This window comes from Micromonospora sp. NPDC093277, from assembly GCF_044765245.1.
Taxonomy (GTDB): Bacteria; Actinomycetota; Actinomycetes; order Mycobacteriales; family Micromonosporaceae; genus Micromonospora.
This window is the reverse complement of the sequence record NZ_JBIWJO010000021.1, coordinates 23,842-37,089: the sequence shown is the minus strand read 5'-3', so window position 1 is coordinate 37,089 and position 13,248 is coordinate 23,842. Positions and strand designations below refer to the sequence as shown.

General features: G+C 71.9%; 18 protein-coding genes. 8 read left to right on the top strand and 10 right to left on the bottom strand.

Features of this window, described 5'->3' with window-relative positions:
• Nucleotides 1-4: 4 nt before the first annotated feature.
• The 7 genes from ACIRG9_RS30030 to ACIRG9_RS30000 all read right to left on the bottom strand — a co-directional run bounded on the left by ACIRG9_RS30030 (nt 5) and on the right by ACIRG9_RS30000 (nt 4,462).
• The gene (locus tag ACIRG9_RS30030) at nt 5-676 is read right to left on the bottom strand and encodes a SigE family RNA polymerase sigma factor (protein ID WP_402863352.1); all 672 of its coding nucleotides are present in this window, start codon (nt 674-676) and stop codon (nt 5-7) included.
• 103 nt (nt 677-779) lie between these two features.
• Nucleotides 780-1,634, bottom strand: a complete 855-nt coding sequence (locus ACIRG9_RS30025; protein WP_402863349.1) for a PH domain-containing protein — start codon at nt 1,632-1,634, stop codon at nt 780-782.
• 6 nt (nt 1,635-1,640) lie between these two features.
• Nucleotides 1,641-1,799 carry a hypothetical protein gene (locus ACIRG9_RS30020; protein WP_007455302.1) on the bottom strand — a complete coding sequence of 53 codons (159 nt, stop codon included), beginning with the start codon at nt 1,797-1,799 and terminating at the stop codon, nt 1,641-1,643.
• 117 nt (nt 1,800-1,916) lie between these two features.
• Nucleotides 1,917-2,615: a DUF6758 family protein gene (locus ACIRG9_RS30015; RefSeq protein ID WP_402863345.1), complete on the bottom strand. Its 699-nt coding sequence runs from the start codon at nt 2,613-2,615 to the stop codon at nt 1,917-1,919.
• Between the two features lie 63 nt (nt 2,616-2,678).
• Nucleotides 2,679-3,302 carry a TrmH family RNA methyltransferase gene (locus tag ACIRG9_RS30010; protein ID WP_402863342.1) on the bottom strand — a complete coding sequence of 208 codons (624 nt, stop codon included), beginning with the start codon at nt 3,300-3,302 and terminating at the stop codon, nt 2,679-2,681.
• Nucleotides 3,303-3,383: 81 nt separating this feature from the next.
• Nucleotides 3,384-3,857 (bottom strand): hypothetical protein, encoded by a 474-nt coding sequence (locus ACIRG9_RS30005; protein WP_402863339.1) that lies wholly within the window; start codon nt 3,855-3,857, stop codon nt 3,384-3,386.
• Between the two features lie 89 nt (nt 3,858-3,946).
• Complete coding sequence (locus ACIRG9_RS30000) at nt 3,947-4,462, bottom strand: MaoC family dehydratase (RefSeq protein WP_402863336.1); 516 nt, start codon at nt 4,460-4,462, stop codon at nt 3,947-3,949.
• Between the two features lie 547 nt (nt 4,463-5,009).
• Here ACIRG9_RS30000 and trxA point away from each other — a divergent pair.
• From trxA to ACIRG9_RS29985, 3 genes are all read left to right on the top strand, one after another.
• The gene (gene trxA, locus ACIRG9_RS29995) at nt 5,010-5,378 is read left to right on the top strand and encodes a thioredoxin (protein ID WP_402863333.1); all 369 of its coding nucleotides are present in this window, start codon (nt 5,010-5,012) and stop codon (nt 5,376-5,378) included.
• 159 nt (nt 5,379-5,537) lie between these two features.
• Nucleotides 5,538-5,978, top strand: coding sequence for a hypothetical protein (locus tag ACIRG9_RS29990; protein WP_402863330.1), 441 nt, complete (start codon nt 5,538-5,540; stop codon nt 5,976-5,978).
• Nucleotides 5,975-6,889: an MFS transporter permease gene (locus ACIRG9_RS29985; RefSeq protein ID WP_402863328.1), complete on the top strand. Its 915-nt coding sequence runs from the start codon at nt 5,975-5,977 to the stop codon at nt 6,887-6,889. Before ACIRG9_RS29990 ends, ACIRG9_RS29985 begins: the two co-directional genes overlap by 4 nt.
• A gap of 113 nt (nt 6,890-7,002) precedes the next feature.
• On the opposite strand, the gene ACIRG9_RS29980 is transcribed toward ACIRG9_RS29985, so the two are convergent.
• Nucleotides 7,003-7,422 (bottom strand): thiol-disulfide oxidoreductase DCC family protein, encoded by a 420-nt coding sequence (locus ACIRG9_RS29980; RefSeq protein ID WP_402863325.1) that lies wholly within the window; start codon nt 7,420-7,422, stop codon nt 7,003-7,005.
• 91 nt (nt 7,423-7,513) lie between these two features.
• Between ACIRG9_RS29980 and ACIRG9_RS29975 the strand changes: the two genes are divergently transcribed.
• Nucleotides 7,514-8,557 carry an Rv2578c family radical SAM protein gene (locus ACIRG9_RS29975; RefSeq protein WP_402863322.1) on the top strand — a complete coding sequence of 348 codons (1,044 nt, stop codon included), beginning with the start codon at nt 7,514-7,516 and terminating at the stop codon, nt 8,555-8,557.
• Between the two features lie 35 nt (nt 8,558-8,592).
• The gene (locus tag ACIRG9_RS29970) at nt 8,593-9,000 is read left to right on the top strand and encodes a CoA-binding protein (protein ID WP_402863319.1); all 408 of its coding nucleotides are present in this window, start codon (nt 8,593-8,595) and stop codon (nt 8,998-9,000) included.
• Between the two features lie 29 nt (nt 9,001-9,029).
• Here ACIRG9_RS29970 and ACIRG9_RS29965 read toward each other — a convergent pair whose 3' ends face one another.
• Entirely contained in the window at nt 9,030-9,659 is a 630-nt protein-coding gene (locus ACIRG9_RS29965) for a TetR/AcrR family transcriptional regulator (protein ID WP_402863316.1), read from the bottom strand.
• A gap of 96 nt (nt 9,660-9,755) precedes the next feature.
• Between ACIRG9_RS29965 and ACIRG9_RS29960 the strand changes: the two genes are divergently transcribed.
• Together ACIRG9_RS29960 and ACIRG9_RS29955 are read left to right on the top strand one after the other, a co-directional pair.
• Nucleotides 9,756-10,406: a hypothetical protein gene (locus ACIRG9_RS29960; protein WP_402863313.1), complete on the top strand. Its 651-nt coding sequence runs from the start codon at nt 9,756-9,758 to the stop codon at nt 10,404-10,406.
• A 32-nt stretch (nt 10,407-10,438) separates the two neighbouring features.
• Nucleotides 10,439-11,185 (top strand): hypothetical protein, encoded by a 747-nt coding sequence (locus ACIRG9_RS29955; RefSeq protein ID WP_402863310.1) that lies wholly within the window; start codon nt 10,439-10,441, stop codon nt 11,183-11,185.
• Between the two features lie 78 nt (nt 11,186-11,263).
• On the opposite strand, the gene ACIRG9_RS29950 is transcribed toward ACIRG9_RS29955, so the two are convergent.
• Entirely contained in the window at nt 11,264-12,460 is a 1,197-nt protein-coding gene (locus ACIRG9_RS29950) for an acyl-CoA dehydrogenase family protein (protein ID WP_402863307.1), read from the bottom strand.
• Nucleotides 12,461-12,716: 256 nt separating this feature from the next.
• Between ACIRG9_RS29950 and ACIRG9_RS29945 the strand changes: the two genes are divergently transcribed.
• Nucleotides 12,717-13,247: a DUF4190 domain-containing protein gene (locus ACIRG9_RS29945; protein WP_402863304.1), complete on the top strand. Its 531-nt coding sequence runs from the start codon at nt 12,717-12,719 to the stop codon at nt 13,245-13,247.
• Nucleotide 13,248 lies beyond the last annotated feature (1 nt).

The window sequence follows — 13,248 nt, the reverse complement described above, 5'->3', positions numbered from 1 at the left end:
TTACTCATCGGGTCTCCGCCGGCACGGTGGTGGCGGGGCGGGCGATGGCCGGGCCGGTGGGCAGCGTGGCCGGCCGCACCGCCGGCGGGCGCGCCGCGGGCGGCGGCACGACCCGGGGTGCCGACGGCGTACGCGGCGCGGGCGCGGGCGTCTCCTCCTGCTCGGCCGGCAGACCGAGCGCGGCCGCGGAGCCCAGCCGGCGGCGCAGCGTGTTCAGCGCCCGCGAGGTCTGGCTCTTCACGGTGCCCGGGGAAATCTCCAGCAGGGCGGCGGTCTGCGCCTCGGACATGTCCTCGTAGAACCGGAGGACCAGCACGGCCCGCTGCCGGGCCGGAAGGGCCTGGAGGTGCCGCCAGAGCGCGTCCCGGTCGAGCTGCTGCTCGATCTCGTCGACACCGGCCCGCTCGGGCAGCACCTCGGTCGGCCGTTCACCGTGCCAGCGGCGCCGCCACCAGCTCGTCGAGGTGTTGACCATGACCCGGCGGGCGTACGGCTCGATGGCCTCGATCCCGCCGAGCCGCTTCCAGGCCAGGTACGTCTTGGTCAGCGCGGTCTGGAGCAGGTCCTCGGCCGTCGCCCAGTCCCCGGCCAGCAGGTACGCGGTACGCAGCAAGGCGCTGGATCGGGCCGCGACGAACTCGCGGAACTCCTCCTCCAGCGGGTCCCTGCTCGCCACCACTCACCTCCACACCCGGTCCTGCCTGGCAGGCTGCCACGTCCGGGCGGGTCGGGTCGACGGCGATTGGTGCGCAGTTCATCCGATGTTCGGACGAAAAGTTTCAGGCCCCGTCGTCCGCCTTGGCCTCGTCGGCCTCCTTGCCCAACCGGGCCTCGACCGCCTGCGGCTCGTACATCTCCTCGACGACGCGCAGGTAGAGCTCGTTCGGGTTGGGCAGGTTCTTGACCTCACGGAGGGCCTGGTCCTGACCGGCGGACTCCAGCACGAAGGTGCCGTAGTTGAGCGCCCGCCCGGCCGGACTCTGCTCGTACTTCATGTCGGTGACCCGGGCCAGCGGCATCATCGCCACCCGCCGGGTGATGATGCCGTTGACCACCATCACCCGTTTGTTGGTGAGGATGAAGCGGTCGTACCACCAGTCCGCGACCCGCCAGGCGACCCAGCCCATCACGGCGAACCAGAGCAGCACCGCGACGGTGGTCAGTGCCCCGACGTTCCGTCCGGCGAGGAAGCCGGAGAGGTAGCCGAGGACGAAGGTGGCGACGACGCCGATGATGATCGGCGTGGAGAGGTGGATCCAGTGCCGCTTCCACTCGCCCCGGTAGCGCTCGGTGGGGAAGAGATAGCGGGCCACCAGCGAGGTGGGCTCGTCCTCCAGCGGGAGCACCCGACGGGGAGCCATGCCCGCGGCGTCGACGCGCAGCCCGGACAACTCGTCCTCGGAGATCTGCGGCGGCTGGTAGCCGGCCTCCGGATCACGGATCCAGGACCGCCCGGACTGGCCCTCGCCGGCGAGACCCGGCCCGTCGCCGTAGCCGGCGTCGTCTGAGAAAGGAGGGCCGTCGCCGTAGCCGACGTCGTCAGGGTCGATCCGGGGGATCGGCTCGGTGTCGCGCTCCCGGCGCTCGCGGTCGGGATCGTCGGGGTCGAAGGGCGGACCGGAGGGGCTTCCCATCGGCGGCTAGGCGACCAGGCTGGTGAAGAAGTCGCCGAATCCCTGGGCGATGTCCATGATGCCGCCGCCGAGGGACTTGAAGACGTCGGCGGCGGAGTTCGGCCGGTAGGCAACAAAGAAGATCAAGAATGCGATGCCGGCCCAGGTGAGGACCTTCTTGACCATGGCGGGCCATCCTCTCGCGCGGCACCGGGTGCGTTTACCGCAGTGGCACCCAGAGTATCAGCATCATGTCGTACGGTGAATATCCGTGTTCGATCTCCCACCGCCGGTGCCGGCCGGTCAGGCCCGTCCGTGCAGGTACGGAGATGGTGCGCCGTACACGAGTTCGGGCGGAGTCCACTCGGTGAGGTCGTGCAGCACGACTTCTTCCGCGAGGAGGTGACCCGCACTCGCCGGCCAGGCTATCGCATGAAGCCACATTCCCCGAGCCTCGCCGGCGTACGCACTTCGATCGGTCGGCGAGTTGACGAGCCACAGTGGAGTCGGGTGGCCGCCAACCCGGATCTTCGCGCGCGGCACACGTTCCGGATGACCTGGGCCGGGCTCCGCCAAGGCCTCCGCGACCTGCGGCCCGGGGTCTGGACCGGGCAGCCCGGCGAACCGGGAGCCCAGCCCGACGCCCGGCTCCTCGGCGACGAAGAGAAGGTCGGCCGGCCCGCCGTCGAGCGGGGCTGGGCCGGCGCAGGCCACCGCGGTGGCGCGCACTCCGCCCGGGTCGTCCCCGGCCCAGGCCACCCCGCTCAGCGTCCACCCGGCGGGCAGCGGCCACGGGCACCAGAGCGGTACGCCCGGCCGGCCGGCCGGATCGGCGTCGGCCGCCAGCCGCTCCACCACGCTGGCCAGGATCTCGGTGCCGATGTGCTCGGGTACGTGCAGCGGCGGCACCGGACCGCAGCGCAGGCACCGCGACTCACCGTGCATCAGGTCCGGGCCCCGGACCGACCCCCCGCACTTCGGGCAACTCATCGCGACACTCACATCCCCACCGTCACCCCGCGCCGGCGGGGCGTCAAGCGGAGCGGGCCGATCAGGCGGATCGCGTCAGTCCGGCGGCGGCCCGGCGTAGGCGCGGGTCCAGGCGTGCATGGCGATGCCGCTGGCCACCCCGGCGTTGATCGACCGGGTCGAGCCGTACTGGGCGATGGAGAAGAGCTGGTCGCAGGCGGCTCGGGCCACGTCGGACAGCCCCGGCCCCTCCTGGCCGAAGAGAAGCACGCAGCGCCGGGGAAGGACGCTCGTCTCCAGCGGCTTCGAGCCGGGCAGGTTGTCGATGCCGACCACCGGCAGCTGCCCCTCCGCCGCCCAGGCGACGAACTCCTCGATCGTGGGATGGTGCCGGACGTGCTGGTAGCGGTCGGTCACCATGGCCCCGCGCCGGTTCCACCGGCGCCGCCCGACGATGTGCACCTCCGCGGCGAGGAAGGCGTTGGCGTTGCGGACCACCGTGCCGATGTTGAAGTCGTGCTGCCAGTTCTCGATGGCCACGTGGAAGTCGTGCCGGCGCCGGTCCAGGTCGGCCACCACGGCCTCCCGCCGCCAGTAGCGGTAGCGGTCCACCACGTTGCGCCGGTCGCCCTCGGCGAGCAGCTCCGGGTCGTACCGGGGGTCGTCCGGCGGGTCGCCGGGCCAGGGCCCCACACCCACGTCGAACTGATCGTCGGTCACGGTTTGTAGAGCGTACGGCCCCGATCCGGCACCCTCACCGGGGGTTCGGCCGGCGCGACGGCCGGGGACCGGGCGCTCCGGTCACCGCAGCTCCAACGCGCCCCCGAGCCGGTCGAGGAAGCGCCGGTCGGCGGGGCTGGCTCCGTCGCCGGCGCGGCAGACCCGGGCCGCGACGGACTCCACCCACTGCCGGTAGGCCGCCGAGTCGGCCGGGTCGGCGCGGCGTCGCAGCACGCGCACCGTGGCCCGGCAGGCGGCGAGCAGGTCGACCATGTCGGTGAGCCGGCCGTCCCGCTCGTTGACGCCGTCGTGCCGCGCGTAGATCGCGGAGACCACGGCCCGGACCAGGTCGCTGTCGAACCCCCGGCCGGCCGCGACGGCGTCCAGCCCGGCGAGCCCGGCGGCCACCCCACGGGGCGGGCGCCCGGGTGCCGGCGAGGCGGCGGCGACGAGGACCCGACCCGGCAGATCGGTCAACAGGTCCCACTCCGGTGGGGAGTAGAAGGCGGTGGTCGGCGCGCTGTGTTGATGACTCGCTCGCTGGCGCTCGCTCATCGGGGGACCTCCGGCGTCAGCATATGCCCCGAAACGGGAAACGGGCCCCTTCCACACGGATCGGAAGGGGCCCGCGTCGCAGGTCGGCGTCAGCGCGGCTCGGGGAAGCTGGGCCGCTCCGGATCGACCCCCTCGGGCAGGGCCGCGACCGCGTACTCCTTCTTGGGGACCATCACCTTCCGACGGAAGACGCAGACCAGCGTGCCGTCCTGGTTGTAGCCGCGGGTCTCCACGGCCACCACGCCTCGGTCCGCCTTCGAGGCGGACTCCCGCTTGTCGAGCACCGTCGTCTCGCCGTAGATGGTGTCGCCGTGGAAGGTCGGGGCGACGTGCCGCAGGGACTCGATCTCCAGATTGGCGATCGCCTTGCCGCTGACGTCCGGGACCGACATGCCCAGGAGCAGCGAGTAGATGTAATTGCCGACCACCACGTTGCGCTTGAACTGCGTCGCCGACCCGGCGTAGTGGGCGTCCAGGTGCAGCGGGTGATGGTTCATGGTCAGCAGGCAGAAGAGGTGGTCGTCGTACTCGGTGACCGTCTTGCCCGGCCAGTGCCGATAGACCGCGCCGACCTCGAACTCCTCGTAGTAGCGGCCGAACTGCATCCTTGTCCCCCTTCGACGGGCGGCGATGGAGTTCGGCACAGCATGCCTTACTGGCCGTTAAGGCGGCGCCAGGGGCGCGCTGCGCGAGGAAATGTCACACCCGGACCGACCCGGGGGGAGACGCAATGAGCGGCGGGGCCCTCCCCGGCACCCGCCGCCCACGCTCTGATGGGAAAGATTCTGCCGCACGGGAAGGCCACACCAACAGAGACGGACGTCACATTTATCTTTTCGTAACAACACGCTCGGTGACGAGCGGCCACCCCGTAAGCGATCTCCGCGGCCCGGATCGCTCCATGTCAAGTGTCAAGTTACCGCTCCGTAGTGCACACTCACGGTGATCTCCCTGGAAACGCTCCCATCACGTGCCGTCACGCAAATGCGTCCTGCACTTGCGCTCCACACGGCGGGTCAGACAGATTACTCTCGATGGGTCGCAGCGTGACCGCAGTGCTGCGCAGCGTTTCGTCGCGTACGTCACGGGAATTAAAGGGCATCAACCGTGGTTCCACGGGTCGTAGGCAATCCGCGCTGATCGGAGAGTGCAATGGCAACGGTTGAGCTGACCACGGCCAACTTCGAAGAGGTGACCGAGCGCGACGGCATCGTCCTGCTCGACTTCTGGGCCGAGTGGTGCGGCCCTTGCAAGCGCTTCGCCCCGGTCTACGAGCGCTCGTCCGAGAAGCACCCGGAGATCGTCTTCGGCAAGGTCGACACGGAGGCGCAGCAGGAGCTGGGGGCCAAGTTCAACATCAGCTCGATCCCCACGGTGATGGCGATCAAGGACGGCGTGATCGTCTTCGCGCAGCCCGGTGCCCTGCCCGAGTCCGCGCTGGAGAACCTGATCGAGCAGGTCGAGAAGCTGGACATGGACGAGGTCCGTAAGCAGATGGTCGAGCAGGGCCACAAGCACTGACCAGCACCACCCACCGACTTCGGCGCCGGCCGGGCCCCGCGACACGGGGATCCCGGCCGGCGTCGTCTCCGGCGGGCCACCGTGCGACCACCCGGCCAGCGCGAAACTGGACGACGGACGGACACCTCCCGGTGCCTCATCGCGTATCGTGACCAGCCGATGGAGACCTTGACCACCCGCGGGCGCGCGGTCCGGCTGGGCGCCACCGTTCTCGGGTTGACGCTGCTCCTCGCCGGCACCGTCCGCGGCACCGACGACGACTTCCCGTTCGGGCCGTTCCGGATGTACTCCACCTCCGACCCGCCGGACGCGCCCGCACCGGACACCCGCGTCGAGGGCGTGGACCGCACCGGGGCGGTGGTCGCGCTGGGCCAGGACGCCACCGGCATCCGCCGCGCCGAGATCGAGGGCCAGCAGAGCCGCTACGTCGCCGACCCGGCCCTGCTGCGCCGGGTCGCCGAGGCGTACGCCGAGCGCCATCCCGCCGCCCCCGCCCTGGTGGAGGTCCGCATCGTGGTCCGCTGGTACGACATCCGGGGTGGCCGTCCCACCGGACAGTGGAACGACCAGACCGCCGTACGCTGGCTGGCCATCCCGTGACCGGCTGGCTGACCGAGGCGGTCCCGCGCGGCCGGGTGGCCGCCTTCCGTACCCTCGTCTACCTCTTCGTCGCCGCCGACCTGGTGGTCTTCACCCCCTGGGTACGCAGCCGCGTCGACGTGCCCGGCGACCTCTACCGACCGCTGTTCATCGGTCGGCTGCTGTCGCTGCCCACCCCCAACTCGGCGCTGGTCGCCGTGATCTTCTGGGTGCTGCTGGCGCTCGCCCTGCTCGCCGCGACCGGGCGGGCACCCCGGCTGCTCGGCTGGGCGGTCTTCGCGCTCTACTTCGAGTGGATGATCGTCGCGATGAGCTACGGCAAGGTCGACCACGACCGGTTCGGGCTGCTCGTCGCGCTGGCCGTGCTACCCACCGCCGGACGCGCCCGGCACGGCGATCCCACCCGTAGCGAGGCGGGCGGCTGGGCGTTGCGGGTCGCCCAGATCGCGGTCATCTGCACGTACTTCCTGGCGGCCTGGGCGAAGTTCCGCTTCGGCGGCCTGGACTGGGCGACCGGGTCCGTGCTGGCCCGGGCGATCATCCGCCGCGGGACCGAGCTGGCCGACCTGATCGCCCAGGTGCCGCACCTGCTGATCGTCGCCCAGTTCGGCATCCTCGCCTTCGAGCTGCTCAGCCCGCTGGTCTTCGTGCTGCCGCAGCGGTGGCGGCTGGCCGCGGTGGGCTTCTTCTACTCGTTCCACCTGGTGACCATCGCGACGATCACCATCTCGTTCGCCCCGCACCTGGTGGCGATGACCAGCTTCCTGCCGCTGGAGAAGGTCCGCCCGGTGGTGTGGGCCCGCCGGCTGCTGACCCGTGGCCGGGGCACGCCCGACAGCGGCGCGGCGTCCACCCCGGCCACCCCGCTCACCGGCCCCGAGCCGGCTGTCGGTCCGGCCACCGGCGGCTGACCGCCCGCGGCGTTCCCGCCACCCGCACTCGCCAGGGTCCAGCCCGCGGTGATGGCCGCCCCGGCCTGGCGGCCAGGTGCCGGGCGGCGCACGCCGTCGGCGTCCGGCCCGGGTCAGGATCCGGCGGCGGGACGGCCGGTCGGGCCGTAGAGGCGCTCCCGGGCCTCCTGGGGCAGCGCGCACGCGGCCGTGCCACCCGGCATCCGGTGCCGGTTGCGAGCCACCCAGCGGTACGCGGGCCAGGCGGCGGCCCGCACCGGCGGAAAGCGCAGCACGGCACCGGCGGTTCGCCACAGCCGCGCGCTGTCGCCGAGCAGCTTGGCGATGGCGTCCGGGCCGGCGGCGCGGGAGCCGTCGGCGCCCACCCACTGCACCGCCTCCTCGCACTCGGCTTCCGTCAGCCCCAGCGCCGCCAGGTCGGCGAACTGCCAGGGCAGCACTCGCGCACCGGTGGGGATCCGGCGCTCGATGAACTGCGCGCAGCGGGTGCAGAACGCGCAGTCGCCGTCGTAGACGAAGGTCGACGTCTCCATGCCCCCATCCTGCACCCGACCGGGCCGCTCGGCTCGCGGGTGTCCGGCGAGTCACTTGCGCATCGTTCGTACGCGTGTTCGAATTAGCCCCATGCGCTGGGACAACCTCTCCGCTCCCCCGGACGAGGGGAGTCCCGACGGGGCAGCGCCAGCGGCTCCACCCCTGCCGCTGGCGCTCCCCGGCGCCGTCGCCCGCACCTTCGACACCCCCGGCTTCGCCGGGATGACCTTCTACGAGGTACAGGCGAAGTCGATCATCAACCGGGTGCCCGGCGCGTCCCGCGTGCCGTTCGAGTGGACGATCAACCCGTACCGGGGATGCAGTCACGCATGCCGCTACTGCTATGCCCGCAACACCCACACCTACCTCGACCTCGACGCCGGGGCGGACTTCGACCGAAAGGTGATCGTCAAGGTCAACGCCGGTGAGTTGGTCCGTCGCGAGCTGGCCGCCCCACGCTGGCGCGGCGCGCACGTCGCCATGGGCACCAACGTGGACTGCTACCAGCGGGCCGAGGGGCGCTATCACCTCATGCCGCCGATCATCGAGGCGCTGCGGGACTTCGCGAACCCGTTCTCGATCCTGACCAAGGGCACGCTGCTCCTGCGGGACCTGCCACTGCTGCGCCAGGCCGCCGAGGTCACCCGGGTCGGGCTGTCGTACTCGGTGGGTTTCGCCGACGAGGCGCTGTGGCGGGCGGTCGAGCCGGGCACGCCGAGCCCGCGCCGCCGGCTCGACGCCGTACGCCAGCTCGCCGACGCCGGGTTCGAGGTGGGAGTGCTGATGGCGCCGATCCTGCCCGGGCTGAGCGACGACGAGGAGTCGATCGATGCCACCGTGGCCGCCATCGCCGGGTCCGGGGCCACCGGCGTCACCCCGCTGCCGTTGCACCTGCGCCCCGGCGCCCGCGAGTGGTACGCGCACTGGCTGGCCCGCGACTTCCCGCATCTGGTCCCCCGCTACCGCCAGCTCTACCGGTCCGGGGCGTATGCGCCACAGGCGTACCAGCGGGAGGTGACCGCGCGGGTCCGGATGGCGGCCCGCCGGCACGGCCTGCACCGGAGCGAGGCAGACGACAACCGGCGGGTGACCGAGCCGCCGCCGACCCGGGCGGAACAGTTGACGCTGCTCTAGACGGCGGCCGGGCACGACAGGGCTAGGCTCGACGGGTGCGTTCAGCTCAGCAGATCCTCGCCGACTCCGCCGTGATCGCCGTCGTGGGCGCGTCCCGCGACCCGGGCAAGGCCGCGCACCGGGTGCCGGCGGAGATGCAGCGGTACGGCTGGCGGATCATCCCGGTGAACCCGACGGTGGACGAACTGTTCGGCGAGAAGGCGTACCCGTCACTGGCCGACATCCCGCACCCGGTCGATTTGGTGGACGTGTTCCGCCCGGCCCGGGACGCGGTGGACGTGGTCCGGGAGGCGGTGGCGATCGGCGCCCCGGCGGTGTGGTTGCAGCTCGGGATCGTCTCGGCCCAGGCACGGCAGATCGCCGAGGAGGCGGGGATCGACTACGTCGAGGACCACTGCCTCGTCATCGAGCGGGCCGCGGCGGGCCTGACCCGGCTCGGCTGAACCGCCCGAGACCGCCCGAGCCGGACCGGTCAACACTCCGCCGCGCGCTCTTCCGGCCCGCCGGGGCCGAGCAGCAGGTCCAACTGGCTGTCCAGCGCGCCGAGCGCCGTCTCCGGCGGGTAGTGGCCGCCGAGCAGATAGACGCCCAGCCCCTCCATCACGGCGAGCAGGGCCACCGCGGCCCGGTCCGGGTCGACGCGCGCCCGCGCCGCGCCGGCCGCCTGCGCCGCACGGATCTGCCCGGCGATGAACGCGAGCAGCTCGGCCGTCTCCCGGTGCAGCGCGGCAGCCACGGCCGGGCGTACCGCGGTGTAGGCCAGGAACGCCAGCGCCACCCGGCCGTCCGCGCGGCGTGGCTCGTCGAGCGGCAGCAGCTCGGTCAGCATGGTCCGGAGCAGCGTACGCGGGGACGGGTCCGGTCCCAGCGCCGCGACGGCCTGACCGACCCGGGACTCGTTGTGCTCGCGCACCACCGACAGGGCGAAGGTCATCATCTCGTCCTTGGTGCGGAAGTAGTGCTGCACCATCCCGGAGGAGACGCCGGCCTCCGCCGCGACGTGGCGCAGGCTGACCGCTTCCAGCCCGTGTTCGGCGGCCACCCGCATCAGGGCGTCGGCGATCAGCGTGCGGCGCTCCCGGTGATCGACCCGCTTCGGCATGACCCCATGTTTTCACAATACGACTGCATTGACACGCCGGCCGCCCGCCGTTTACGTTGCAACTGCAATGCAAAAAGCGACCTGAGGCAGGTGGCCGTGGAGAGTCAGACCGTCGCGTTGCTGCGGCGCATCGTCGCGTACGAGGTGGGCATGTGGGTGAGCCTCGGCAGGTGGCTGCTCCGCCGGCCCCCGGCCCTGGAGCCCGGGGCGGCGGCGTTCGGCTACGTCGGCGTGGTCAAGCCGATCCTCGGCGTCTTCATCGCGCTCTCCACGATCGAGATCCCGATCCTCGACCTGATCATCCGGCACACCGTCTCGTGGCGGCCGGTCCGGCAGGCCGCGCTCGCGCTCGGGATCTGGGGTGTGCTCTGGATGATCGGACTCTTCGCCAGCCTGCGGATCCACCCGCACGTCGCCGGCGCGGCGGGACTACGCGTGCGGAACGGCTTCTCGGTCGACTTCCTCGTCCCCTGGTCGGCCGTCACCCGGATCGAGCACCGCTACCGGTCGTTGCCGTCCAGCCGGGCCGTCCAGAGCGAGCAGGCCGACACGGGAACGATCCTGAACATCAGCGCCGGCAGCCAGACCAGCGTGGACATTGTGCTCCGCGAGCCGCTCTCCGTACCCCTGCCCAAGGGCCCGAGTGAGCCCGTGCACGAGATCCGCCTCTACGCCGACGAACCGACCGCCCTGGTCGCCCGGGCCCGCGAGCGCCTGGCGGTACGGCTCTCCGGCTCGGACGGCTAGGGCGGCTGGCCGGGTCCGCGTACCCTGCGGACGTGTCCCTCCCCGGGCCGGCGGTGGCGTCGGCGCAGCCCAGCCGCGACGGGTTCTGGTCCCGCCGGCTGACCGCCCTCCTGGCCGGCGGCGCAGTCGCCACGGTGGCCGCCTGGTTGCTGCTCCTGATGAGCAGGGCCGACCTGGCCGACGTCCGTGGCCTGGCCGGGCTGGCCGGCGCGCTGCACCTGGTCCAGCGGCGTTGGCGGCCACGGCGGACCGGCCGGCTGGTCTGGCACGCCCAGGTGGCCGGCCGGGACGGGACAGAGCCCGGGCTGGTGGCGCGACGCTCCTCGGCCGCCTGGCTGGAAATGGCCACCGGCGTGTTCTGGGGGATCACGCTGACGGTCGGGGTGGTCTCGGTCATCCCGGACCGCTGGTCCTGGGTCGGGGTCGGCCGGACGGTGCTGCTGACCGCGCTGGCGTTGGGCCTCGGTCGGGCCGTGTTTCAGGAGGCCCGGTTCACCGGCCGGCTGGCGCTGACCGCGAGCGGGCTGCGGGACGGCCCGGAGTGGTTCCCCTGGTCCGAGGTCAAGGAAGCCCGGCTGAACTCCCGGAAGCGGCCCGACGGGGTGTGGCTGCGCGTCGCCCCGGGCCGGCTGACGCCACAGGTGGTCGGCGGACGGAAGGTGAGCGTCTCCGACGAGCGGCTGCTCGCCGCGATCGAGCACGTCCGGTCCCGGCCGGAGGCGCTGGCGGTGGGTCTGCCGGTCGCCCCGCCGGAGCCACCCCTGGCCCGGCTCGGCTGACCCCGCGCCGCATCCGGCGGTGAGAAGGGGCACCTGCTATGCAGCAGGCGTCGACAAGGGGCCCCTCCTGACAACCGGTCAGAGCTTGTACTGCTTGAGCAGGCCGCGGGAGATGATGGTCTTCTGGATCTCCGAGGTGCCCTCGCCGATGAGCAGGAACGGGGCCTCCCGCATCAGCCGCTCGATCTCGTACTCCTTGGAGTAGCCGTAGCCGCCGTGGATGCGGAACGCCTCCTGGACGACCTCGGCGCAGTATTCCGAGGCGAGCAGCTTGGCCATGCCGGCCTCGACGTCGTTGCGCTGGCCGGCGTCCTTGAGCCGGGCGGCGTTGACCATGAGGGCGTGCGCCGCCTCGATCTTCGTGCCCATCTCGGCGAGCTTGAAGGCGACGGCCTGGTGCTTCGCGAGCGGCTGGCCGAAGGTGCGGCGCTGCTGGGCATACGCCACGGCCAGCTCGAAGGCGCGGATGGAGATGCCGCAGGCGCGGGCGGCGACGTTGACCCGGCCGACCTCGATGCCGTCCATCATCTGGTAGAAGCCCCGGCCGACCCGCTCCTCGCCACCGAGCACGGCGGAGGCGGGGACGGTGACCCCGTCGAGGATCATCTCGGTGGTCTCGACGCCCTTGTAACCCATCTTTTCGATCTTGCCGGGGATGGTCAGGCCGGGCGCGGTCTCGCCGAAGCCGGGCTGCTTCTCCAGCAGGAAGGTGCTCATGTTGCCGTAGACCGAGTCGGCGCCGGTGTCGGTCTTGACCAGGGTGGCCACCACCGAGGAGTAGGCGCCGTTGGTCAGCCACATCTTCTGGCCGTTCAGCACGAAGGTGTCGCCGTCGCGGACCGCCTTCGACCTGATCGCCGACACGTCGGAGCCGCACTCCGGTTCCGACATCGAGAACGCGCCGCGCACCTCGCCGGTGGCCATCTTCGGCAGCAGCCGGGCCCGCTGCTCCGCCGAACCGTGCTGGGAGATCAGGTACGCCACGATGAAGTGGGTGTTGACGATGCCGGAGATCGACATCCAGCCCCGGGACAGCTCCTCGACCACCAGGGCGTAGGTGAGCAGGGACTCGCCGAGGCCGCCGTACTCCTCGGCGATGGTGAGGCCGAACAGACCCATCTCGCGCATCCCGTCGAGGATGTCGGTGGGGTACTCGTCGGCGTGCTCCAGCCGCTGGGCGTGCGGAATGATCTCCCGGTCGGCGAACTCCCGGACGGTCTCCAGGATCGACCGCTGCACGTCGGTCAGGCCGGGTGTCTGGGCGAGTCGGGCCATCGCAGCCTCCGGGATCGACGCATTACTCACAGGTAACTGAACGCTCGGTCAGTATCGGCGGCGCGACGGGCGAGGCCAAGGTGACCAGTCCACACAACCGCTGTGAAAAGGTTCACCGCTGCGGGTAGCGTCCGCAAGAGAGGGCTGTTGACCTGCGACGGAGGGGGCGAGCGGGCGTGAGCGAGCGTAGCGGGCGAACCATCGGGCTCAGCGCCGTGAAGGCTCACGCCGACGCCGATCGCAGGGAGGCGGCGACGTGAGCCAACCACCCGGCGAGCCGGAGCAGCCACCGTCGCCGTACGAGCCGCCGAACGCCCAGTCGCCGTATGCCCCGCCGCCACACGAACCGCCGCCGCACGAGCCGCCACCGTACGAACCGCCGCCGCACGAGCCGCCACCGTACGAACCACCGCCGCACGAGCCGCCGGCCTACGGGCAGCCGTACGGGCACCCGAGGCAGCCGCCGTGGGGCCAACAGCCGCCGTACGCGCCGCAGCCCCCGTACGGGCAGTACGGGCCGCCCGGGCAGGGCCCGCGAGCACCCGGCGGCGGGCCCAACATGCTGGCGATCCTGTCGCTGGTCTTCGCCTTCGTCTTCGCTCCCGCCGGCATCGTCTGCGGGCACCTGGCCAAGCGGCAGATCCGGCAGACCGGCGAGGAGGGCGGCCAGCTCGCCAACTGGGGGCTGATCCTCAGCTACGCCTTCACCGCGATCGGGCTGCTCGTCTGCTGCGGCTGGATCGGCCTGGCCATCTGGGCGAACTCCGACAACGGCTCCTACCGCTGAC